We start from the raw sequence: 22,021 nt of genomic DNA on the forward strand, positions 1-22,021 counted from the left end.
ACTTCGTCGGCCACCACGGCAAAACCACGGCCCTGCTCGCCGGCGCGGGCGGCTTCGATGGCTGCATTCAGGGCCAGCAGATTGGTCTGGTTGGCGATTTCCTTGATGACCGAGGTGACCGAGCCGATTTCCTCGGCTGATTTTTCCAGGACCAGAATGGCATCGCGCGTGGTCTGGAATTCTCCCATCACCTCGCGCGTGACCTGGCGAGTCTGCTGCATCTTGTCCTCGCCCTGATCGGCCAGCTGGTTGGCGGTGCTGGCATGATCGGCGCCGCTGCGGGTGGTGATGGAGATCTCATTGACCGAGACCGACAGCTGTTCCAGTGCCGCCGCCACCCGGGTGATGCCAGCCAGCGTGTGTTCGCCGCGCTGCTGCAGTTGACTGGCCTCGGTATGGGTAGCGGTGGCGGCCTGGCTGATATCGTGTGCCCCCACCACGACGTCGGCCAGTACGGCGCGGGTATTGATGCGCATGGTCTCCAGCATTTCCAGCATCTGGCGCATGTCCTGGCAGCCCTGTTGTGCAATCGGCTCCTTGAAATTGCCTTCGGACAATCTGGCCAGGCCTTGCTGCGCCAGTTCCAGCGGCGCTGCCAGGCGCTGGTAAATCAGCAGCGCAGCACCAATCAGCCAGATGATGCTGGCGCTGTTCAGAAAATGGCGCAGCATGCTTGGCGCCAGCATGTACTCCGTCAGCAAGGCGATGATGGGCGGCAGCATGGCTAGCCACAACAGGGCCCGCATGCTCAGTGACTGCTGCTGGCGTGTGGCCGGAAAGCTGGCGCGCTTGGCACGCACATCAGCATAGAGCTGTTCGGCCTGCTGGCATTGCTGTTTGTCCGGGGCGCTGCGTACCGACATATAGCCGGTGACCTGCCCGTTTTCGCGAATCGGGGTGACATAGGCATCCACCCAGTAAAAATCCCCCTGCTTGCTGCGGTTCTTGACCAGCCCGCGCCAGGGATGGCCGGCCTGGATGGTTTGCCACATGTCATCAAAGGCTTCTGGTGGCATGTCGGGGTGGCGTACCACATTGTGTTGCTGACCGATCAGTTCGCTTTCGCTGAAACCGCTGATATCGATAAACGCACGGTTGGCATAGGTGATCACCCCCTTGAGGTCGGTCTTGGTGACGATGGGGCGCTGCGGATGCAGGAATAACTCGTGGTGGGTGACAGGCTGGTTGTTGCGCATGACGGGCTCCCTGAGCAATGTTTCCGTCCGGTGTGCTGCGCGGCGAAGATGGGCAAGACTAGGGCCGCAAACCGGCACCGGCCGGTATTGTCTCTTTAAGCGGTATAGTCGAAAAATTCGAATGCCATATTTTTTCTTCGGCTATTGCTTGACTCTAGGCAAAGGGATGGCAGCTTGGCGCGGCCAGCAAGATCGCCGTGCTTACCTGATGCAAGGCGCGCCGATGCCGATGGCACAAGGGGGGGCAGGGGGCCGCATGCGGTAGCAGCATTGTTGCCCGCTGCGGTTAGCCGACGCTGGCCATGCGCTGGCTTACCTCTTGCAGTACCTGCTGCAACAGCTGGGCAAAGCTGTCGACCAGGGCGGAGGCGGGCCGGTGCAAGGGCCGCACCAGATGTACGCGGAAGGGCAGGGAAACTGCCAGCTTTCTGACCACCACGCCCTGGCTGGCGAATTCCAGCGCGGTGAGCGGATTGACCACGGCAATGCCTATGCCCTGCCGCACCATGCTGCACACCGAGGCCGCGCTGTGGGTTTCCAGCACCAGTTGCCGCTGTACTTGTTGTTCGGCAAACAGGCTGTCCAGCTGCTGGCGGTAGATGTCGCTGGCCGACAGGCTGATGAAGGGCTGGCCGGTGAAATCGGCCAACGCCAGCACCGGCTTGTTGCATAGTGCGTGGCCGCTGGGTAGTACCGCGACTTCATCGGCGCAGAACACCTGTTGCTGACTGGTGCCGGCAGGCTGGCGCTGGCTTTCGGTCAGGCCCAGATCATGGCGTTGTGCGGCCAGCCACTCTTCCAGCAGCGGCGATTCTTGCGGTGCAATATTCAGTCTGACCTTGGGATAGCGCGTCAGAAAACGCTGGCAGACCGTGGGCAGCACCGCCTGCGAGAACATGGGCAGGCAGGCAATGGACAACTGGCCATGGTCGAACTGGCGCAGTGCCTGCGCAGTGCTGACGATGCGTTCCAGGCCCAGATAGGAACGCTCGACTTCTTCGAACAGCTGCAAGGCTTGCAGGGTGGGGCGCAGCCGGCCGCGCACGCGTTCGAACAGGGTGAGCCCGCTCAGTTGTTCCAGTCTGGCCAGTTCGCGGCTGACGGTGGGCTGCGAGCTGTTGAGCAAGGCTGCGGCTTCGGTGACGCTGCCGGTGGTCATGATGGCGTGGAAGATTTCCACATGGCGCAGGTTGAAGGACATGACAGGGCTCGGTTTGCTCGGGGTAGGTCATATCATAAATGAAAGACCTTGTGATAAATTGATATTTTATTTTAGTCGCCCGCTGCGGCAGTATCATGGCCATCATTGAATGGAATGCCATGAAAACTTTTGCCGCCCCCCAACTTGCCGCCCTGGCCGAACAATTCGGCGCCCCGCTGTGGGTATACGATGCTGCGGTGATTCGCGCCCGCATTGCCCAGCTCAAGCAGTTCGACGTCATCCGCTATGCACAGAAGGCCAATTCCAATACCCATATCCTGCGCCTGATGCGTGCGCAGGGTGTGATGGTGGATGCGGTGTCGCTGGGCGAGATCGAGCGTGCGCGCCAGGCGGGTTACGACCTGTCCTCCGCCGAGCCGTCCGAGGTGGTATTCACCGCCGATGTGCTGGACCGCGCCACGCTGGAGCAGGTGGTGGCCGAGCGCATCGTGGTGAATGCGGGCAGCATCGACATGCTGCGTCAGCTGGGCGAACGCTCGCCGGGTCACCGGGTGTGGCTGCGCATCAACCCCGGTTTTGGCCATGGCCACAGCCACAAGACCAATACCGGTGGTGAAAACAGCAAGCACGGCATCTGGCATGCCGATCTGCAACAGGCACTGGCGGTGATCGCCGAGTTCGGCCTCAAGCTGGTGGGCATCCACATGCATATCGGCTCCGGGGTGGATTATGGCCATCTGCAGCAGGTATGCGGTGCCATGGTGGAGCTGGTGCGCAGCCTGGGGCAGGATATCGAGGCCATTTCGGCTGGTGGTGGCCTGTCCATTCCCTATCGCGATGGCGATAGCCGTATCGATACCGAGCATTATTTCCAGCTGTGGGACGCTGCTCGCAAGCAGGTGGAACAGCTGCTGGGCCATGCCGTGCGCCTGGAAATCGAGCCGGGCCGCTTCCTGGTGGCCGAGGCCGGTGCGCTGATTGCCGAAGTGCGTGCGGTCAAGGCCATGGGCAGCCGGCATTTTGTGCTGGTGGATGCCGGTTTCAACGACCTGATGCGCCCTTCGCTCTATGGCAGCTACCACGAAATTTCCGTGCTGGAGCGCAGCGGTCAGGAGAAAACCGGTCAGGTCGCTACCGTGGTGGCCGGCCCCTTGTGCGAGTCGGGTGATGTGTTTACCCAGCAGGAGGGCGGTGTGGTGGAAAGCCGTGACTTGCCGCCGGCGGTGGTGGGCGACTGGCTGGTGTTCCACGATGCCGGTGCCTACGGTGCCACCATGTCGTCCAATTACAATAGCCGTCCGCTGCTGGCCGAGGTATTGCTGGATGAGGCGGGGCCGCGACTGATCCGTCGCCGTCAGACCATGGCCGAGCTGCTGGCACTGGAAGCGCTGTAAGCGAGCGATCCTGGCAAAAAAGCCCGCCGTAACGGCGGGCTTTTTCATGTGCAGCTATTGAGCGCGCTCAGAACTCCTTGCGCAGCATCAGCCAGCTGGTGTTGGCATCCGGCTGCTCCAGTCCCAGTGCACGCTGGCCGCCAGCGTTTTGTCTGACCTGGCCATAGCCGGCTTGCAGCCAGCTGGTTTTGCTCAGGTAGTACTCGGTGCCGATGGCCCACTGATTGGCGCCCCAGTTCAGGCTCTGGCCATCTACCTTGACCTGGCGGCGGTGCGAATACACTGCCATCGGCTTGAAGTTGCCCATGCGGTAAGCGGCGCTCAGCGCATACACCTGGCTGGTGAGCTTGTTGTTGCCGGTCCGATTTATGCTGGTTTCCCAAATTCCCGGAATCTCGAAGTCGTCGCTATTGTCCAGATTCTTGTGGGCATTGCCGTACAGCGTGGTCTTTTGCAGGGTGGCGGCCAGTGACAGATTGTTGGCGTTGTAGCCGAATTCCAGTCGGTGTACGCCGCTATTGTTGCTGGCAATGCTGTTGAGCTTGGTCAGATAGGCGTAAGTGGCGAAGTAGCCCTTGTCGGCATAAGTCAGGCGCAAGCCCCAGGTGTCGCCGCTGCTCTTGCCATCCTGCTGCTTTTCGCCGGCACCGTATTGCAGGCTGCCCTGTATACCGTACAGGCGCGGGCTGTCGTAGCGCAGGCTGTTCTTGGCGCGGCTGTCGCCGTAGTTGTTGCTGCCGAAGATATCGCGGGCTTCGTATAGCGGGTAGGCGATGCCGCCATTCACGTCACGACGCGGGCTGGCCATGATGTCGGTGGACTCGGTATCAGTCAGCACATCATCGATAAAGCCGGCGCGCAATTTGCCCCAGCCGCCCTCCAGCCCGACAAAGCTCATGCGGTTGGCCAGCTGGCCACTGCCGGTGCCGCTGACGGGCTGGCCATCCACCGCCATGCCGGTTTCTACCTGCCAGATGGCCTGCAAGCCGTTACCCAGATCTTCACGGCCCTTGAAGCCGATCTTGCTGCCGTAGTCGTCGACGCCGGTGGTCTGGCGGTAGTGGGTATCGGTACTTTTTATGCTGTTGATGCCAACGCGCACGGAGCCGTATATGGAGACATCGGCCAGAGCGAGTGCGGGCAGGGTGCAGGCCAGGCCTGCTGCCAGAATGCGTGGGTTCATGGGTTTTCCTGATAATTGACGGGACTAGCCATTGCCGCAGTGGCGGAAGGCTGGGCGGGCTGAGTGTGCTAAGGCAGGCGAGTCAGCGTCAATGCATCAGGGCAGGGTGGGTCGTTAGTGATTATTTACGTGAATTTGCGTTTATTTTTACGTATTTTCTTTTAATTGCAGGCAAGATGAGCGGCGCTATTGCCAGACCGGGCGGTGAGCTTGCGCGCTTGCTGTACTGAATGTCGGGGCAATACGGCGGGTCTGGCAGAGGGCCAGGACAAATAAGGGCAGTGTCTTGGCCAATTCATCCGGATGTAAGGGAAATTCAGGCCTCTGCCGGGAAGAGTCTGAACTGGGGAAAAATGTGAAAACGCCTCCGGCTGGCGGAGGCGCTGGCTGCAGGCAAGGCCCGGATCGGGCCGCACAGTTACATATTCATATTGTTGATGACGAACTTGACGCCAGGCACCTTCTCGGCGATGACGCCAGCCTTGAACATCTGCTGGTCATCGGTCATCTTGCCGTCGATGGTCACTTCCTGCTTTTTGCTGACAACGTGCAGGTCCAGTGCTTTCAGTTCCGGATCGGCATCCAGAGCGTTCTTCACATTGGTGGCCAGCTGTTCGTCAGTGGGAACGGCATCTTCGGCGTGAGCCATGAGCGGGGCGAAGCCAATGTTCAGGGCCAGGGTTGCCAACAGGGCGGAACGAGCGAAAAGGTGCTTCATGGTTATCTCCTTGCTTCAAGCAGCGTGATGGCCTGGCCGACCATTGCCATGGATCGCCAGTGGACTGTGTTGTGGCGACATGTTATCCAGCTTTGTTTGCAGTTTTGTTGCGACTCGATGAAATGGTGCATTTGGCGAACTCAGCTGTCGGGTCCGGGTCAGAGGCCAGTCCCGGCCGTGCAGTGCGGTGCCGCGCACGGTAACATGGCGGCTGGCTGCCACTAGCCTGTCACCAACCTGATATTTAATTACGCAAGTTCCCGCCCATGCTGAAACGATTGTTGTTGCTGCTGCCACTATTGTGGCTGGCAGCCTGTTCCACCACGCCTACCACGCCGCGTCCAGTTGATGGCGGCCTGCTGAGCCCGGCAGCCTTGCCGGCCTGGCAGCAGCAGAATATGGGTGACACCCTGGCGGCCTTGCAGCAAAGCTGCAGGGTGACGGCGCGCAAGCCGGGCTGGCAGACGATCTGTGCCGATGCTGCACGCATTCCCGCTGGTGATGGCGCACAGACGCGGCAGTTTTTTGAAAGCCGCTTCAATGCCTGGGCCGTACGCGATAGCAGCGGCAGCGGTGGCTTGATTACCGGCTATTACGAACCCCTGCTCAATGGCAGCCGCAGCCGTAGCGAGCGCACGCCATATCCGGTATATGGGGTGCCGGCCGACCTGCTGGTGCTGGATTACCCGTCTGCCCTGCATGGCCGCAGCGTGCTGGTGGCACGCAAGGCGGGTGGCAATCGTCTGCAGTTGCTGCCGGGCAAGAGTGAGGCCGCGCCGGGCGAGATCGAAATCCATCCGGCGGATTTTCCCGTCGACAGCCGCAGCAACAAGCTCAAGGGCCGGCTGGCGGGTAACCGTCTGCTGCCGTATTACACCCGGGCCGAGATAGCTCAGGGCAAGGGCGTGGCCAGCGCGCCGGTGCTGGCCTGGGTGGAAGACCCGGTGGAGCTGTTCTTCCTGCAGGTGCAGGGCTCGGGCCGTATTCAGCTGGAAGATGGCAGTTTCCTGCACGTCGGCTATGCCGAGCAGAATGGCTATGCCTATCAGTCGATAGGCAAATGGCTGGTGGAAAAACGCGAGCTGACGCTGTCTGCCGCCTCGATGCAGGGCATACAGGGCTGGATCAAGGCCAACCCCGGCCGGCAGCAGGAGCTGTTTGCGGTTAATCCCAGCTATGTCTTCTTCAAGACCCTGCCTGGCGGTGACAGCGGTCCGGCCGGTGCGCTGGGGGTACCGCTGACCGGTGGTTACAGCATCGCGGTCGACCCGCATTACATTCCGTTGGGCACGCCGGTTTATCTGGCCACCACCTGGCCGCTCAGCCAGCAGCCACTGACGCGGCTGGTGCATGCGCAGGATACTGGCAGCGCCATCCGCGGGGCGGTGCGTGCCGACCTGTTCTGGGGTTATGGCAGCGAGGCCGGCATGTATGCGGGCCGCATGAAACAGAGTGGCAGCATGTGGATGCTGCTGCCCAAGGGCATGACGCCGTCGATGGCGGCCGCACCTTGACATGAACACGGACGACAAGAACGGATGAAAGCAAGCTGGCTGGGATGGGGAATGCTGTTGGCACTGCTGGCCGGGTGTGGCAAGCACGAGGAGGAGGCGGCCAGCGGCAAGACGGCGGCCTCCGCCGCCGTGGCGGGCGCACGCGAACTGGCGCGTGCTGATGTCGAGGTGGCGCAGCTGTCGAGCTTGCGTGATGCCCTGCCGTTTACCGGCACGCTGGCCGCGCTGAAAAGTAGCAGCATTGCCGCCGAGGTGGAGGCCAGAGTCAAGGATGTGCTGGTGCGCGAGGGGGAGTCCGTGCGGCAGGGGCAGGAGCTGGCGCGGCTGGATTCCGAGTCGCTGGACCAGTCGGTCAGCGAGCAGCAGGCCCAGCTGGCCGGCAACCAGTCGCGGCTGAAGCTGGCGCGCATCAAGCTGGACAAGCAGCACGAGCTGCTGCAAAAAGGTTTTATTTCCCAGCTGGCCTATGACGAGGCCGAGAGCGAATTTACCGTGCGCCAGGGCGAATTGCAGGCGCAGATCAGCCAGCTGGCCCGGGCAAGACGGCTGCAGGCCGATAGCGTGGTGCGTGCACCGATTGCCGGCGTGGTTTATGAGCGCAAGATCAACCCTGGTGAAATCGCTGCCAAGAATGCCCGCTTGTTTTCCATTGCCGACCTCAGCGTGCTGGAATTGAGTGCAACAGTGCCGGCGCAATGGATAGGCCGCATCCAGCCTGGCCAGCAGGCGCGCTTCAATGTGGAAGGCCTGCCGGATGAATTGAGCGGTGCCGTGGTGCGCGTCAATCCGGTGGCGCAAAGCGGCACCCGCAGTTTTCTGATTTATATCCGCGTCGACAACCGTGACGGCCGGCTCAAGGCCGGGCAGTTTGCCAAGGGCGGCGTGGTATTGCGCCAGCTGGAAGGGCAGGTCGTGCTGCCGCAGACTGCAGTGCAGGACTTGCAGGGCAAGCCCTGGGTCATGCTGGTGGAGCAGGGCCGGCTGCAGCGGCGGCCGGTGCAGGTGCTGCTATGGTCGCAGACCGAACGCAAGGTGGCGCTGCAGGGGGTGAAGCCCGGCCAGCTGGTCCTGTCCGCTGCACTGCTGGGGGTGGCGGCCGGCGATGCCGTGAGCCTGCCGACCGGCCTCAAGTAAGGAGCTGCCATGTGGTTGACCCGTATCAGCGTGCGCAATCCCTACTTCGCCACTGTGTTGATGCTGACCTTGCTGGTGCTGGGCCTGTTTGCCTGGTCGCGGCTGCCGGTGGAGGAGCTGCCTGATATCCGCTTCCCGGTTGCCGTCATCACCACCCAGTACAGCGGCGCCTCGCCCGAGGTGGTGGAAAGCGAAGTCACCCGCCCGCTGGAAGAAGCCATCAACACCATCAATGGCGTCAAGCATATCCGTTCCTATTCCTTCGAAGGCAGCTCCACCATCGTGGTGGAGTTCGCGCTGACGGTAGACCCCTCTATCGGCGTGCAGGATGTGCGCGACCGGGTGGGCGGGGTACAGGGCCGCTTCCGTCGTGAAATCAGCACGCCATCGGTATCGCAATTCAATCCCAACGACCAGCCGCTGTTGTCGGTCAGCTTCAGCTCCAGCCAGGTGTCGCAGCGCACCCTCACCACCTGGCTGGAAAACACGCTGAAAAAACGGCTGCAGACGGTATCCGGGGTGGGCGAGGCCAAGGTGGTGGGCGGTGTGAAGCGGCAGATCCGCATCGACGTCGATCCCTATCGGCTGGAAGCCAGCGGGCTGTCGCTGCAGGAAGTGGCCGATGCCATCCGCGCCGGTAACCGCGACTACCCGGCCGGCGCCGTCAGCACCGCCAGCAATGAGCTGAGTGTGCGTGTCAGCGGCAAACTCAAGTCACCGGACGACTTTGCCAGCCTGGTCACCGGCTATCGCAATGGCAGTCCCATTCGCCTGTCCGACATCGCCAGTGTCAGCGATGCCGAGGCCGAAGCGGACAGCCTGGCGCTGATCGACGGCAAGCCCGGCGTCGGCATGGATATCCGTGCGGCACGCGGCGCCAATGTGGTGGAGGTGGCCGATGGCGTCAAGCAGGTGATTCATCACTTGCAAGCTCAGCTGCCGCCCGGCACCCAGGTGCGCTTTACCTACGACAAGTCGGAAGACGTCAAGAAATCGCTGGCCAATGTCGAAGCCAGCTTGCTGGAGGGCGCGGCGCTGACCGTGCTCATCGTCTTCCTGTTTCTGGGTAGCTGGCGCAGCACGGTGATTACCGGCCTTACCCTGCCGGTAGCGCTGATTGGCACCCTGTTTGCGCTGCAGGCACTGGGCTTCACCCTGAACCTGATGACGCTGATGGCGCTGTCGCTATCCATCGGCCTGCTGATCGATGACGCCATCGTGGTGCGCGAAAACATCGTGCGCCATCATCACCTTGGCAAGAGCCATTATCAGGCGGCGCTGGACGGTACCAATGAAATCGGCCTGGCCGTGCTGGCCACCACGCTGACCGTGGTGGCGGTGTTTTTGCCGGTCGGTTTCATGAGCGGCATCATCGGCAAGTTTTTCCACCAGTTCGGCCTCACCGTCACGGTGGCGGTGCTGATCTCCATGCTGGTCAGCTTTACCCTCGACCCGATGTTGTCGTCGATCTGGCCTGATCCGCACCAGCATGGCGACCGCCATCGCGGCCCGCTGGGGCGCTTGCTGGATGGCTGTGAACGCTCGCTGGACCGGCTGGCCACGCACTATGTGACGGCCATCAGCTGGACGCTGCGCCATCGCAAGACGGTGCTGAGCGGCGCGCTGCTGTTGCTGATGGGCAGCTGCATGCTGCTGCCCTTTATCGGTGGCGAATTCATGCCACGCGAGGACAAGGGCAAGTTTTCGCTATCGTACAAAACGGCTCCCGGTTCTGCGCTGGATTACACCGCCAGCAAGGGGCGCGAGCTGGAAGCCTTGCTGCGCCGGCTGCCAGCAGTGCAGTCCATTCAGCTGACTGCCGGCAGCGGCAGCTTTGGCTCGGGCAAGAGCGATGGCCAGCTGGTGGTGGATCTGGGCAGCAAAAGCACACGCCAGCACAGCCTGTTCAGTGTGATGCAGCAGGCGCGCACTGCCGTCAGCCGGGTCGCCGGGGTGGAAATCCTGTCGCTGGAAGAAATGGGCAAGTCGGGCCCGGGGGGCAAACCCATCAATATCGGCCTGCGTGGCAGTAATCTGAGCGAGCTGGATGCGGCAGCCACGGCCCTGATCAAACAGCTGGCAACGGTAAAAGGGGCGGGCGATCTGCAAAGCAGCCTGTCCGATGCCGACCCGGCGCTCAAGCTGGAAATCCGCCGCGATGCGGCGGCCAGCCTGGGCGTGGATCTCAACCGGGTGGGGAGCACGCTGTCACAGCTGTTGGCCGGGGATGTGGTGGGCAGTTGGGAAGCACCGGATGGCGAAAATTACGATGTATTGCTGCAAGTGCCGCGCAGCGAGCGGCGTAATGAGTTGCTGGACATCATTACCGTGGCCGGGCGGCCAGACGCCAATGGCGCAGCCAGCATGGTGCCGCTGTCCACGGTGACGCGGCTCAGCCCCGGCCTCAGCCCGCGCCAGATCGACCGCGTCGACCTGCTGCGCCAGGTGACCGTCACCGGCAATATCGCCGGGCGCGACCCGGGTTCGGTGTTTGCCGACATCAGCAAGATTACCGCAGCCCTCAAGCTGCCGCCCGGCGTGGTGCTGGCCGAGGAGGGCGAGCGCCGCGACATGGAAGAATCCCTGGGCTATGCCTTGCAGGCACTGGCCATGGGGGTGATCTTCATTTACATGATTCTGGCGGCGCAGTTCCGCAGCTTTACCCAGCCACTGGCCATCATGGTAGCGCTGCCGCTGGCCTTCGTCGGTGTATTCCTCGCTTTGTGGCTGACCGGCTCCACGCTCAATATGTTCTCGGTCATCGGCATCATCATGCTGATGGGGCTGTCGGCCAAGAACGGCATCCTGCTGGTGGATTTCATCAATCAGGCGCGGCGCGAGGGTCTGGGGCGCAGCGAGGCCATCATCGAAGCCGGCCGGGTCCGGCTGCGTCCCATCATGATGACCAGCCTGGCGATGATTTTCGGCATGCTGCCGATGGCGCTGGGCGGTGGCGAAGGGGCGGAAAGCCGGGCGCCGATGGCGCATGCCATCATCGGCGGCATGATCAGCTCCACCCTGCTGACGCTGATTGTGCTGCCGGTGGTCTACAGCTATCTGGATGGTTTGCGGCAATGGCTGCGGCGGCGGCTGGCACCAACAGGGAGCAGCAAGCACCTGGCTTAGCCACTGGCCATACAGTCAGGATGGCAAGGTGATCGGCCAGGCGGCTGTCTACACTGCAATACCGCACTGCCGCATGGCAGTGATGGTTTGATGCATCTGTTATAACAGTATGAATAAACACCAAGGTAGCTGCCATGACCAAGCCACTTGCCACCCTGTTGTTGTCCCTGCTGCTGAGTGCCCACAGCCTGGCGGGCGTGCCGGTACAGCCGGTGCGCTATGCCATGGTTTCCGGGCTGAGCGATCCGCATCGGCCTTATATGCTGGCCTTGCTGCAACTGGCCTGTGACGAAGCCCGGTTGCGCTGCCAGTTGCTGGCCGCCAGCGCCATGAACCAGTCGCGCGCCCTGGTGCAGCTGGCCAAGCCCGATGGTGGCATCGACCTGTTCTGGGGCATGACCAGCAATGAGCGTGAGCACAAGGCGCTGCCCATTCGCATTCCGCTGGACAAGGGGCTGATTGGCTGGCGCGTGGCCTTGGTGCCGGCCGACCAGCCGGATTTGCTGGCCGGTATCCGCAATCGGCAGCAACTGGCGCGCCTGGTCGCCGGGCAGGTGGACGACTGGCCGGACACCACCATCTTGCGCAGTGCCGGCCTGAAAGTGCTGACCAGCCAGGACTATGGCAATCTTTTCCCCATGTTGCAGCGCAAGCGTTTCGACTATTTCCCGCGCAGTGTGATGGAAGTGCAGCGCGAGGCGGCCCTGCCGGTGGCGCAGGGGCTGGTGATCGATCGTCACCTGCTGCTGCGTTATCCCACCGCCATGTATTTCTTTGTCAGCCCGCATCAGCCGCAGCTGGCGGCCCGCCTGGAACAAGGTTTGCGCATGGCCGTGCAGGACGGCCGTTTCAACCAGCTGTTCCTGCGCTATAACGCCCAGGAGCTGGCCGGGCTGGCGCTGGCCAAGCGCACGCTGATCGAGCTGGATAATCCGCTGCTGCCACCGGGCACCCCCTTGCAGGATGCCAGGCTGTGGTATCGCCCCTGAAGGCTGCCGGCCTCAGTGCTGGCCGCCTTCTTCTTCCAGCCAGTTGCAGAAGGCTGTCACCAGTTCATCGCCCACCAGCGCTTGTGGCACCGCCCAGGAATAGCCGCGTACGGTGATTTCCGGCCCGGCCAGCGGAGCGACCAGCTTGCCGCTGGCCAGTTCGCTTTCGATGACCGGCAGTGCCCCCAGTGTCACCCCCAGTCCGTCCACCGCCGCCTGCAAGGCCAGGTAGTAATGATCAAAATGCTGATCCGCTGCTGATTGCAAGGCTGGTACACCGGCGGCGGCCAGCCAGCGCGCCCAGGCCACCGGCCGGGTTTCCGCATGCAGCAAGGTGTGGGCGGCAAGATCGGCCGGCTGGCGGATGGGCAGGCGTTGCAGCAGGGCCGGGCTGCATACCGGAATCTCGCGTTCGGTGAGGAAGGCGTGCGAGACAAAGCCATGCCAGTGATCCTTGCCACGGCGGATGGCGATGTCGAAATCGGCATTCTGGTTGTTGATGCTGGCATCGGAAGTCGCCAGCCGCAGCTCGACGCCGGGATAGCGCAGCTGGAAGCGGGTGAGTCGCGGCAGCAGCCAGTGCATGGCCAGGGTGGGGGTGACATTGATATTCAGCCGTCGCCCCTGCTTGCGTGCGGTCAGCTTTTCGGTGGCAGCGGCAATGCTGTCCAGTGCCGCCTGAATCGCCGGCAGGTAGGACTGGCCGGCCACCGACAGCCGTACCCGGCGGCCATGGCGTTCGAACAGCTCCACGCCCAGCCACTGCTCCAGCTGCTGGATCTGGCGGCTAATGGCACCATGTGTCACATACAGTGCACTGGCAGCGGCACTGAAATTACCGTGGCGGGCAGCGGCTTCAAAGGCTTTCAGCGCATTAAGCGGAGGCAGGCGTCGGTTCATGCAAGTGAGTTTAGCTCACATGGAAAGCCATAAAAACTCGTTTGTTGATTGGGCTGGAGCCGGCTAGGCTTGCAACATGACTCCATCCACGATCATTCCTAGCCGCCGCCAGTTGTTCCTGGGCTTTTTCAGCATAGGACTCAGCGGTTTTGGCGGTGTGCTGCCACTGGCCCATCGCATGCTGGTGCAGCAACGCCGCTGGCTGAGTGAAGAAGAATTCACCGAACTGCTCGGCCTGGGGCAGATTCTGCCTGGCCCCAATATCGTCAACATGTCCATCGCCATCGGCTCGCGCTTTCACGGCGTGGCCGGTGCCTGGCTGGCGGTGGCCGGCCTGATGCTGGCACCGCTGGTGATCGTGCTGAGCATGGCCATGCTGTACGACCACTACCAGAGCCTGCCGGATGTACAGGGTACCTTGCGCGGTCTTGCCTCCACGGCAGCCGGCCTGCTGCTGGCCATGGCGCTGCGCATGGGGACGAAAATCGAGCGCCATGCCGTGGCCGTCTTGCTGGCCGTACTTACCTTTATTGCTGTTGGCGTGCTGCGCTGGCCGTTGCTGCTGGTGTTGCTGGTACTGGCTCCGGTATCGGTATGGCTGGCGCGGCAACGTGGGCGGGCAGGAGATAAATCATGATGCTGCTGCTGTCGCTGCTGGCCAGTTTTTCCGTGTTCTCGCTGATGGCAGTGGGTGGAGCCATTACCCTGATTCCGGAAATGCATCATTACGTGGTGGAAAGCCATCACTGGATGAGCGGCCAGGAATTTGCCGCGCTGTTTGCCATTGCCCAGGCGGCACCAGGGCCGAATGTGCTGGTGGTGAGCCTGATCGGCTGGAAGGTGGCAGGCCTGGCCGGGGCCTGCGCCGCCACGGTGGGCATGTGTGGCCCCTCGTCCCTGCTGTGCTATTACGTGGCGCAGCTGTGGCAGCGCTGGCATGCCTCGCCGTGGCGCCGCGCCATCGAGCGCGGCCTGGCACCGCTGACCATCGGCCTGGTGGCCGGTAGTGCCATGTTGATGAGCGAGGCGGCCAACCAGCATTGGACTGGCTGGCTGCTGTGTGCCGGCAGCACCGTGCTGGCCTGGCGTACCCGTATCAATCCGCTGTGGCTGCTGGCCGGCGGCGCGCTGCTGGGCTTTGCCGGCTGGATCTGAGCGCCGCCTTGGCGGCCGGTGGCGGCCAGCGTCATCTGTGTTTCATGCTGAGCCGTCACACTGCGCGCTACTGCCGCCGCCGGAGCCCGCATGTCTTCCTCTGCCATTCCCGTCCGCCTCAATCTGGTTTTGCTGCTGCTGGCGCTGCGCTTGTGGCTGGTGGAACTGGTGGCCGTGCCGCTGGCCGTGGCCTGGTTTCATCCGGCCTATGGCTTGTTGCTGGTGGCAGCGGTGCTGCTGATTCCGCTGCGCTGGCAGCTGCTGCACGAAGCCGTGCATGGCCTGCTGCTGCCCTCCGCGCGTTACAACCGGCTGGCCGGACGGCTGCTGGGCATCAGCCTGGGCATTCCCTTCGAGGTATGGCGGCAGGCGCATCATCTGCATCACCGTTACAGCCGCAGTGCGGCCTGTCGGGTGGAGGTGTATGAACCGGGCGAGGAAGCGGGCTGGCTGCGCCGGCTTTACCTGTGGCTGCGGCTGTGTGGTGTGGCCTATCTGATGGCGCTGGCCGGCAGCCTGTTGCTGCTGTTTTGTCCGGCGAGCGGCCGCTGGCGCTGGCTGGCCGGACGCGCCCCCTTGTTCCCCTTGCTGCAGCGTCGTCTGTGGCGCAGCCGGCAGCGACACGGTGCGCGGCTGGATGCGCTGCTGGCCTGGCTCTTGCCCGGCTTGTCATTGCTGATTTATGGCGCGAATGACTGGATGCTGTGGCTGGCCTTGCTGGCGCGGGCGCTGTTGATCTCGCTGACCGATCATGCCTGCTTTGCCGGCCAGCCGCTGGGCGATGCCCGCCGCGCCGCCAATCTGGCCTTGCCGCGCTGGCTGGGCCTGTGTCTGCTCAACAGCCATTTGCGCGGTGTGCACCACCTGTGGCCACAGCTGTGCTGGCAGGCGCTGCCACAGCGTTTCGTCTCTGCCCGGCTGCAGTGGGATGGCCGTTTTGCTCAGGCCATCTGCCTGCGCCAGTGGCGCGTGATGCCAGCCACCGGCCTGCCGGTAATACCCCGGCGCAAGGCAGGGACAGGTATAATGCCGGCTGATTCCATTACGCCAAGCTAGCAAGCCCATACCATCATGACCCAGCTCAAGAACGATACTTTCCTGCGCGCGCTCCTGAAGGAGCCGGTTGAATACACCCCCATCTGGATGATGCGCCAGGCTGGGCGCTACCTGCCGGAATACCGCGCCACCCGCGCCCGCGCCGGCAGCTTCATGGGCTTGTGCACCAGCCCGGATTACGCCACCGAAGTCACCCTGCAGCCGCTGGAGCGTTTCCCGCTGGATGCAGCCATCCTGTTCTCCGACATCCTCACCGTACCGGATGCCATGGGTCTGGGCCTGTATTTCGCCGAAGGCGAAGGCCCCAAGTTCGAGCGTCCGCTGCGCGATGAAAGCGCCATCCGCGCCCTGAGCGTACCGGTGCTGGACAAGCTGCAATACGTGTTCGATGCCGTATCCAGCATCCGCAAGGCGCTGGACGGCCGCGTGCCGCTGATCGGTTTTTCCGGCAGCCCCTTCACCCTGGCTTGCTACATGATCGAAGGCGGTGGCTCGGATGATTTCCGCAACGTCAAAGCCATGCTGTATAGCCGTCCGGAATTGCTGCATCACATTCTGGCGGTCAATGCCCAGACCGTGACCGATTACCTGAATGCCCAGATCGATGCCGGTGCCCAAGCCGTGCAGATTTTCGACACCTGGGGCGGTGCGCTCAGCCATGCAGCCTACAAGGAATTTTCGCTGGCCTATATGCAGCGCATCGTGGCTGGTCTCAAGCGCGAAGCCGATGGCCGCCGTGTGCCGGTCATCGTGTTCACCAAGAATGGTGGCCAGTGGCTGGAAGAGATTGCTGCCATCGGTGCCGACTGCGTGGGTCTGGACTGGACTACCGATATCGGTCTGGCGCGTGCCCGCGTCGGTGACAAGGTCGCCCTGCAAGGCAATTTCGACCCGAACGCACTGTTTGGCTCGCCGGCCGCCATCGAGGCCGAGGCCGGCCGCATTCTGACCGCTTATGGTCAGGGTTCCGGTCATGTCTTCAATCTGGGCCACGGCATCTCCCAGCATGCCGACCCCGAGCATGCCGCCGCCCTGGTAGCGGCGGTGCATCGCCTGTCCCGTCCCTTTCACCAGTAAGCGTGCTACGGCCGGGGTGCCTGCCCCGGCCGCTGGCATTTGCAAGTACCGCCTGATCAATTCCCGCTTTGTTGCAAAGATATTTCTCAAAACAGCCTGATTTATCAGCAGTTTCATTCATTGCGGGTAGCGGGGTATAGCCCCAGCCGGGACGGACTTGCAGTAGCATGGCCGACGTTTTTTGCCCTGCTGAACAAAGGGGTGTTGACAGCTTTGTCCGGTGGTGTTCTCAGAGTTATTCACACTGGGAACTGTGGCTGTGCAGACTTGTCAAGCCCACTGGGCAATATTAGTGCGCTGATTGTAAGTGATTGAAAAACAACAACTTATTTTGCTGATTAATTTTTGTGCAATCTAGTGGAAATGCTGATTTAATAGCCTTTCCTTGGCCAGCAAGCGAGTTGTTCACAAAGATATCCACAGCTTCTGTGCATAGATCGCGCAAAGCCTTGTCGGAATTGGGTTTGATGTAAAAGGGAAAATTGCCGTGGGTCTTCAGAGAGTTCAGGTGGTGGTCGATCTGCCCCTATTTGGCGCATTTACCTACCTGTCTCATTTTCCAGTCAGCCCCGGTCAGCGGGTGGCTGTTCCCTTTGGTAATCGCCAGTTGTGTGGCGTGGTTGTCACTGGCATACCCCCCGAGGGTTTGCCGGACAGCCAGCTCAAGCAGGTGGAGCAGGTATTCGACAGCCTGCCCCCCTTGTCGGCCGATTTCCTCGCCCTGGCCGAATTCGCGGCCGCCTACTATCACTTCCCGCTGGGCCAGACCCTGTTTACTGCTCTGCCCACCGGGCTGCGCGAGGCGCGCGATATCACCCCGCCGGACGAGCGTCCCTATGGCCTGACTGATGCGGGCCTGGCTGCGATGCCGGCTGCACGGCAACGGGCGCGGCTGGCCTTGTGGCAGGCGCTGGGCGATGGCCCGCTCAGCCAGCAGCAGGCGCGGCAGATTACCCCGCAGGCGGGCAAGATCCTGGCCGACTGGCTGGCCGAAGGCCTGGTGCAAAGGCTGGAGCCGGAAATCCAGCCGCTAGAGCTGGGCCCCAGCCCACAGCTGAATGCCGACCAGCAGGCGGCACTGGATGCCTTGAGCCGTGAGCCGGCTGGTTTCCAGGCCTGGCTATTGCATGGCATTACCGGCAGCGGCAAGACCGAAGTCTATCTGCAGCGCATTGCGTTCTGTCTGGCGCAGCGGCAGCAGGTGCTGGTGCTGGTGCCGGAAATCAACCTCACCCCGCAACTGATCGAACGCTTCCTCCAGCGCTTTCCCGCCAGCCGCATTGCGGTGCAGCATAGCCAGCTGGCCGAGGGCGAGCGCCTGCGCAACTGGCTGGATGCCTGGCAGGGGCGGGCCGACATCATCATCGGTACCCGGCTGTCGGTGTTCACCCCCATGCCACGGCTGGGCATGATTGTGGTGGATGAAGAACATGACGGCTCCTTCAAGCAGCAGGACGGCCTGCGCTACCATGCGCGTGATCTGGCGATCTGGCGTGCACGCCGCGCCGGCATTCCCATCGTGCTGGGCAGCGCCACGCCCAGCCTGGAAAGCGTGGCCAATGTCGAGGCTGGCCGCTACCGCCAGCTCAAGCTCAATCAGCGCGCCCACGGTGCGGCACGCCTACCCACGGTGCGGCTGGTGGATACCCGTCGCGCCAAACTGGTCGAGGGCTTGTCCGATCCGGTGATCAAGGCGCTGGCGGCGCGGCTGGAGCGTCAGGAAATGAGCCTGGTGTTCATCAACCGCCGTGGTTTTGCCCCGGTGCTGGCCTGTACCGATTGCGGCTGGACCAGCGGTTGCCCGCGCTGCTCCACCCGGCTGGTGCTGCACCTGCTGGAGCGCAAGCTGCGCTGCCATCATTGCGGCTGGGAGGAAAATGTCCCGCATGCCTGCCCGGAATGTGGCGCACCGGACATCAAGCCGCTGGGCGAGGGCACACAGCGGCTGGAGTCGGCACTGGGACGTTTGTTCCCGACAGCGCGCATCCTGCGCATCGACCGCGACACCACCCAGCGCAAGCAGGCCTGGGACGAGATTTACCGCAAGGTGCATGCCGGCGAGGTCGACATGCTGGTCGGTACCCAGATGCTGGCCAAGGGGCATGACTTTGGCACCCTGTCGCTGGTGACCGTGCTCAATGCCGATGGCGGGCTGTACTCGGCCGACTATCGTGCTTCCGAGCGGCTGTTCGCCCAGCTCACCCAGGTGGCAGGCCGCGCCGGCCGCGCCGATGCGCCGGGCGAAGTGCTGGTGCAGACGCAGTGGCCGGAGCACCCGCTGTATCAGGCGCTGGTGGCACATGATTTCGACGGCTTTGCTGCCAGCTTGCTGCAGGAGCGCCGACAGGCCGCCTTTCCGCCAGCGGTGTATCAGGCGCTGCTGCGTGCCGATGCCCCCGAGCTGGCCAGCGCCAGCGCCTTTCTCACTCACGTCCGCCAGCAGGTGCAGGTATTGGCGGCCGAGGTGCTGATATCCGGCCCGGCTCCCGCGCTGATGGTGCGGCTGGCCAATCGCGAACGTGCGCAACTGGTGCTGGAGTCGGCCAATCGCCAGGCCCTGCACCGTTTTCTTGATCAACTGCCCCCGTTGCTGGACGCCCAGGCGCGCCAGCACGGCCGTGGCTTGCGCTGGTCGCTCGATATCGATCCGCAGGAGATGTAATGAAGTCAGTCCTACCCGCTATTGCCCTGATGCTGCTGGCCAGTACCACGGGGGCCGCAACCCTGGATCTGCACGGACTAAAGCCCGAAGAAGTGGCTATCTGGGCCGCGCCAGTAGAAGGCAGTGGCGAGCTGGCCAGCCTGCGTGCCGATGCAGCGGTCAATCCGGCTTCCACCATGAAGCTGCTGACCAGCTGGACCGCACTCAACCGCCTCAAGCCCGGCTACCGCTGGACGACACGGCTGGTGTCGGCAGCACCGCTGGAAAACGGCGTATTGCAGGGTGATCTGGTGTGGGTGGGGGCGGGCGATCCACGCTTCAGCACGGCCAATCTGCAAGAGCTGCTGCGCGGCCTGCGCCAGCGTGGCGTACAGCGCATCGACGGCCGGTTGCTGCTGGACAAGAGCGCTTTCAGCAGCATAGGCACGGCAGAAAATTTCGCTGGCGACGAGGGCAAGTCCTTCACCGTTGAGCCGGACACCCATCTCACCGGCCTGAAAGTGGCCTGGTTGCGCTTTTTCAATGATGCCAATGGCGCTAGGGTGGTGCTGGATCCGCCACTGGCTGGTGTCAGCCTGCAGGCAAGGCTGAGCAGTGCCGGCGGTTCCGCTGCTTGCCCGGATGTCCGGCAATGGGTGCAAATCCGCCAGCAAGGCGGGCAGGTCGAGGTTAGCGGCAAGCTGCCCAGCGCCTGTGATGGCAGTCAGGCCTATGTGAATGTACTGGAACACAATGAGTTTGCTGCCCAGTCGTTTGCTGCGCTGTGGGCCGAACTGGGTGGCAGCGGTCCGCAAGGCGTGGCGCTAGCACCGGCACCGGCTGGGGCGCGCACGCTGGCGCAATTCCAGTCCGAGCCGCTTACCGTGGCGCTGAACGATATCAACAAATACAGCAACAACACCATGGCGCGCACCGTCTATCTGACACTGGGGCGGGAGGAGGGCGGCAGCGATACCCCGGCCGCCGCCCAGCGCGCGGTACGCCGCCTGTTGGCCGAGCAGCATATTTCCGACGAAGCACTGGTGCTGGAAAACGGCTGTGGTTTGTCGCGGCGCGAGCGCGTGTCGGCACGCTTGCTCGGTCAGGTGCTGCTGAATGCGGCGCGTGGCCCCTATGCTGGCGAGTTGCTGGCCAGCCTGCCTGTCGCCAGCGAGGACGGCACGCTCAAACGCCGCTTTGCCAGCATTGGCCCGCGGCTGCGCATGAAAACCGGCACGCTGAAGGACGTCAAGGCGCTGGCCGGTTACTGGCAGGCTGCCGACGGGCGGCGGCTGGCCATTGTCGCCATCATCAACAGCCCGCGGGCACTGGCGATGGGGCCGGCACTGGATGGCATCGTGGCGGATCTGATCCACCGCTTCGATCGCAGCGCGCCGGATAGCAGCCAGTTGGCACCGGCAGAAGCTATAATGCAGCCCTGAATCCCACCACGCATCAAACAGGTTTTGTCATGAAACACGTCACCATGTACACCACGGCGGTCTGCCCCTACTGCATCCGCGCCAAGCAAGTATTGGCCAGCAAGGGTGTGACCGGCATCGAGGAAATCCGCATTGATCTGGACGATGCGGCACGCGATCGCATGATGAGCAGCACCGGCCGGCGCACCGTGCCGCAAATCTTCATCGGCGACACCCATGTCGGCGGCTGCGACGATCTGGTGGCACTGAACCAGGCCGGCAAGCTGGACGTGCTGCTGGCCGATTGACGCCAATCAAGCAAGCACGGAGTCGTCTGCTGCGATAGCCCATTGCCGTTGGGCCGCACTGGCCGCACACCGTGCTTTCATGCGATGATGCAAACCTGATTTTCCTTTGCAACCGGCCGCCCGGGGCGGCCATCAGCGAGACTGAGACATGAGCGAGCAACAAGAGCTGCAACCGGTATTCTCCATCGAAAAAATCTACGTAAAAGATCTGTCCCTGGAAGTGCCGAATGCACCGCAGGTCTATCTGGAAGCGGCCCAGCCGGAAATCGACATGCAGCTGGCCAGCGAAGGCAAGCAGATCGATGAAGGCTTCTATGAAGTGGCACTGACCGTGACCGTGACTGCCAAGCTGCCGGAAAAAACCATGTTCCTGTGCGAAGTGACCGAAGCCGGTATCTTCCGCATTGAAAACGTGCCGGTCGAAGACATCGAACCGATTCTTGGCGTGGCCTGCCCGAACATCCTGTTCCCCTATGCCCGTGAGACCGTTTCCAATCTGGTGAACCGTGCTGGCTTCCCGCCGGTACTGCTGTCGCCGATCAACTTCGAAGCGCTGTACATGCAGCAGCGCGCCCAGCAAGCCGAAGCCGGCAACGCCTGATGCTGCGCCGCCTCGTCACTGCTGCCGCCGTGCTGGCCGGGCTGTATGCCTTGCCGGCGCAGGCGCTGGAATTCCGTTCGGTCAAGGAAACCGGTGTGGCGCTGTACGAGGCGCCCACATTGAGTGCCAAAAAGCTGTTCCTGGTCAGCCGTTATTATCCGGTGGAAGTGCTGTCCAGCCAGAAAGAGTGGTCACGCGTGCGTGACGCCACTGGCGGCATTGCCTGGATTCCGCAGGCGGCCTTGTCCGGCCAGCGCTGGTTGCTGGTGACGGCCGACCAGGCCGTGGTGCGCGCCACGGCCTCGGCTGATGGCCAGCCCGTGTTCAGCGTGGCCCGCGATGGCGTGCTGCAATGGCAGGAAGCGCCCAAGGATGGCTGGGTCAAGGTCAAGCACCGCGACGGCAGCAGCGGCTATGCCCGCATTACCGATCTGTGGGGCCTGTAA

Annotated in this window: 19 protein-coding genes; 14 read left to right on the forward strand and 5 right to left on the reverse strand. The window is 62.9% G+C overall.

What is annotated here, in order from left to right; all coding sequences use genetic code 11:
- The coding region (locus tag EAY64_RS09940) for a methyl-accepting chemotaxis protein (RefSeq protein WP_103524621.1) at window positions 1–1,196 on the reverse strand (1,196 nt) is incomplete at its 3' end.
- Between the two features lie 286 nt (window positions 1,197–1,482).
- On the reverse strand, window positions 1,483–2,397 hold the full coding sequence (locus EAY64_RS09945; protein WP_103524622.1) for a LysR family transcriptional regulator: 915 nt from the start codon (window positions 2,395–2,397) through the stop codon (window positions 1,483–1,485).
- 119 nt (window positions 2,398–2,516) lie between these two features.
- Here EAY64_RS09945 and lysA point away from each other — a divergent pair, with 119 nt between their 5' ends.
- A complete protein-coding gene (gene lysA, locus EAY64_RS09950) occupies window positions 2,517–3,752 on the forward strand; it encodes a diaminopimelate decarboxylase (RefSeq protein ID WP_103524655.1) in 1,236 nt (411 codons plus the stop codon).
- Between the two features lie 67 nt (window positions 3,753–3,819).
- On the opposite strand, the gene EAY64_RS09955 is transcribed toward lysA, so the two are convergent.
- Window positions 3,820–4,935, reverse strand: coding sequence for a porin (locus EAY64_RS09955; protein WP_103524623.1), 1,116 nt, complete (start codon window positions 4,933–4,935; stop codon window positions 3,820–3,822).
- A 418-nt stretch (window positions 4,936–5,353) separates the two neighbouring features.
- Window positions 5,354–5,653, reverse strand: a complete 300-nt coding sequence (locus EAY64_RS09960) for a BON domain-containing protein (RefSeq protein WP_103524624.1) — start codon at window positions 5,651–5,653, stop codon at window positions 5,354–5,356.
- A 266-nt stretch (window positions 5,654–5,919) separates the two neighbouring features.
- On the opposite strand from EAY64_RS09960, the gene mltA reads away from it, so the two are divergent.
- The 4 genes from mltA to EAY64_RS09980 all read left to right on the forward strand — a co-directional run bounded on the left by mltA (window position 5,920) and on the right by EAY64_RS09980 (window position 12,416).
- Window positions 5,920–7,167 carry a murein transglycosylase A gene (mltA, locus tag EAY64_RS09965; RefSeq protein ID WP_103524625.1) on the forward strand — a complete coding sequence of 416 codons (1,248 nt, stop codon included), beginning with the start codon at window positions 5,920–5,922 and terminating at the stop codon, window positions 7,165–7,167.
- 51 nt (window positions 7,168–7,218) lie between these two features.
- Window positions 7,219–8,301: an efflux RND transporter periplasmic adaptor subunit gene (locus EAY64_RS09970; protein ID WP_226034194.1), complete on the forward strand. Its 1,083-nt coding sequence runs from the start codon at window positions 7,219–7,221 to the stop codon at window positions 8,299–8,301.
- Window positions 8,302–8,310: 9 nt separating this feature from the next.
- The gene (locus EAY64_RS09975) at window positions 8,311–11,427 is read left to right on the forward strand and encodes an efflux RND transporter permease subunit (protein ID WP_103524627.1); all 3,117 of its coding nucleotides are present in this window, start codon (window positions 8,311–8,313) and stop codon (window positions 11,425–11,427) included.
- Between the two features lie 134 nt (window positions 11,428–11,561).
- A complete protein-coding gene (locus EAY64_RS09980) occupies window positions 11,562–12,416 on the forward strand; it encodes a transporter substrate-binding domain-containing protein (RefSeq protein ID WP_103524628.1) in 855 nt (284 codons plus the stop codon).
- Window positions 12,417–12,428: 12 nt separating this feature from the next.
- On the opposite strand, the gene gcvA is transcribed toward EAY64_RS09980, so the two are convergent.
- Entirely contained in the window at window positions 12,429–13,316 is an 888-nt protein-coding gene (gene gcvA, locus EAY64_RS09985) for a transcriptional regulator GcvA (protein WP_103524629.1), read from the reverse strand.
- A gap of 76 nt (window positions 13,317–13,392) precedes the next feature.
- Between gcvA and EAY64_RS09990 the strand changes: the two genes are divergently transcribed.
- From EAY64_RS09990 to EAY64_RS10030, 9 genes are all read left to right on the forward strand, one after another.
- Complete coding sequence (locus tag EAY64_RS09990) at window positions 13,393–13,953, forward strand: chromate transporter (RefSeq protein ID WP_103524630.1); 561 nt, start codon at window positions 13,393–13,395, stop codon at window positions 13,951–13,953.
- Complete coding sequence (locus EAY64_RS09995) at window positions 13,950–14,471, forward strand: chromate transporter (RefSeq protein ID WP_103524631.1); 522 nt, start codon at window positions 13,950–13,952, stop codon at window positions 14,469–14,471. The genes EAY64_RS09990 and EAY64_RS09995 overlap by 4 nt, the downstream gene beginning before the upstream one ends.
- Window positions 14,472–14,561: 90 nt before the next feature.
- The gene (locus EAY64_RS10000) at window positions 14,562–15,527 is read left to right on the forward strand and encodes a fatty acid desaturase (protein WP_103524632.1); all 966 of its coding nucleotides are present in this window, start codon (window positions 14,562–14,564) and stop codon (window positions 15,525–15,527) included.
- Window positions 15,528–15,542: 15 nt separating this feature from the next.
- Window positions 15,543–16,604, forward strand: coding sequence for a uroporphyrinogen decarboxylase (gene hemE, locus EAY64_RS10005; protein WP_103524633.1), 1,062 nt, complete (start codon window positions 15,543–15,545; stop codon window positions 16,602–16,604).
- 487 nt (window positions 16,605–17,091) lie between these two features.
- The gene (locus tag EAY64_RS10010; protein ID WP_103524634.1) at window positions 17,092–19,266 is read left to right on the forward strand and encodes a primosomal protein N'; all 2,175 of its coding nucleotides are present in this window, start codon (window positions 17,092–17,094) and stop codon (window positions 19,264–19,266) included.
- Window positions 19,266–20,687 (forward strand): D-alanyl-D-alanine carboxypeptidase/D-alanyl-D-alanine endopeptidase, encoded by a 1,422-nt coding sequence (dacB, locus tag EAY64_RS10015; protein ID WP_103524635.1) that lies wholly within the window; start codon window positions 19,266–19,268, stop codon window positions 20,685–20,687. The genes EAY64_RS10010 and dacB overlap by 1 nt, the downstream gene beginning before the upstream one ends.
- Window positions 20,688–20,716: 29 nt before the next feature.
- Window positions 20,717–20,974 carry a glutaredoxin 3 gene (grxC, locus tag EAY64_RS10020; RefSeq protein WP_103524636.1) on the forward strand — a complete coding sequence of 86 codons (258 nt, stop codon included), beginning with the start codon at window positions 20,717–20,719 and terminating at the stop codon, window positions 20,972–20,974.
- 148 nt (window positions 20,975–21,122) lie between these two features.
- On the forward strand, window positions 21,123–21,575 hold the full coding sequence (secB, locus tag EAY64_RS10025) for a protein-export chaperone SecB (RefSeq protein WP_103524637.1): 453 nt from the start codon (window positions 21,123–21,125) through the stop codon (window positions 21,573–21,575).
- Window positions 21,575–22,021 (forward strand): SH3 domain-containing protein, encoded by a 447-nt coding sequence (locus tag EAY64_RS10030; RefSeq protein WP_103524638.1) that lies wholly within the window; start codon window positions 21,575–21,577, stop codon window positions 22,019–22,021. Before secB ends, EAY64_RS10030 begins: the two co-directional genes overlap by 1 nt.

The organism is Aquitalea palustris, from assembly GCF_003693445.1.
GTDB classification, from domain to species: domain Bacteria; phylum Pseudomonadota; class Gammaproteobacteria; order Burkholderiales; family Chromobacteriaceae; genus Aquitalea; species Aquitalea palustris.

Bases quoted from the DNA above. Each gene is read 5' to 3' on its own strand.
- EAY64_RS09945 (WP_103524622.1), bottom strand. From the start codon at position 2,397: ATGTCCTTCAACCTGCGCCATGTGGAAATCTTCCACGCCATCATGACC.
- lysA (WP_103524655.1), top strand. From the start codon at position 2,517: ATGAAAACTTTTGCCGCCCCCCAACTTGCCGCCCTGGCCGAACAATTC.
- EAY64_RS09955 (WP_103524623.1), bottom strand. From the start codon at position 4,935: ATGAACCCACGCATTCTGGCAGCAGGCCTGGCCTGCACCCTGCCCGCA.
- EAY64_RS09960 (WP_103524624.1), bottom strand. From the start codon at position 5,653: ATGAAGCACCTTTTCGCTCGTTCCGCCCTGTTGGCAACCCTGGCCCTG.
- mltA (WP_103524625.1), top strand. From the start codon at position 5,920: ATGCTGAAACGATTGTTGTTGCTGCTGCCACTATTGTGGCTGGCAGCC.
- EAY64_RS09970 (WP_226034194.1), top strand. From the start codon at position 7,219: ATGCTGTTGGCACTGCTGGCCGGGTGTGGCAAGCACGAGGAGGAGGCG.
- EAY64_RS09975 (WP_103524627.1), top strand. From the start codon at position 8,311: ATGTGGTTGACCCGTATCAGCGTGCGCAATCCCTACTTCGCCACTGTG.
- EAY64_RS09980 (WP_103524628.1), top strand. From the start codon at position 11,562: ATGACCAAGCCACTTGCCACCCTGTTGTTGTCCCTGCTGCTGAGTGCC.
- gcvA (WP_103524629.1), bottom strand. From the start codon at position 13,316: ATGAACCGACGCCTGCCTCCGCTTAATGCGCTGAAAGCCTTTGAAGCC.
- EAY64_RS09990 (WP_103524630.1), top strand. From the start codon at position 13,393: ATGACTCCATCCACGATCATTCCTAGCCGCCGCCAGTTGTTCCTGGGC.
- EAY64_RS09995 (WP_103524631.1), top strand. From the start codon at position 13,950: ATGATGCTGCTGCTGTCGCTGCTGGCCAGTTTTTCCGTGTTCTCGCTG.
- EAY64_RS10000 (WP_103524632.1), top strand. From the start codon at position 14,562: ATGTCTTCCTCTGCCATTCCCGTCCGCCTCAATCTGGTTTTGCTGCTG.
- hemE (WP_103524633.1), top strand. From the start codon at position 15,543: ATGACCCAGCTCAAGAACGATACTTTCCTGCGCGCGCTCCTGAAGGAG.
- dacB (WP_103524635.1), top strand. From the start codon at position 19,266: ATGAAGTCAGTCCTACCCGCTATTGCCCTGATGCTGCTGGCCAGTACC.
- grxC (WP_103524636.1), top strand. From the start codon at position 20,717: ATGAAACACGTCACCATGTACACCACGGCGGTCTGCCCCTACTGCATC.
- secB (WP_103524637.1), top strand. From the start codon at position 21,123: ATGAGCGAGCAACAAGAGCTGCAACCGGTATTCTCCATCGAAAAAATC.
- EAY64_RS10030 (WP_103524638.1), top strand. From the start codon at position 21,575: ATGCTGCGCCGCCTCGTCACTGCTGCCGCCGTGCTGGCCGGGCTGTAT.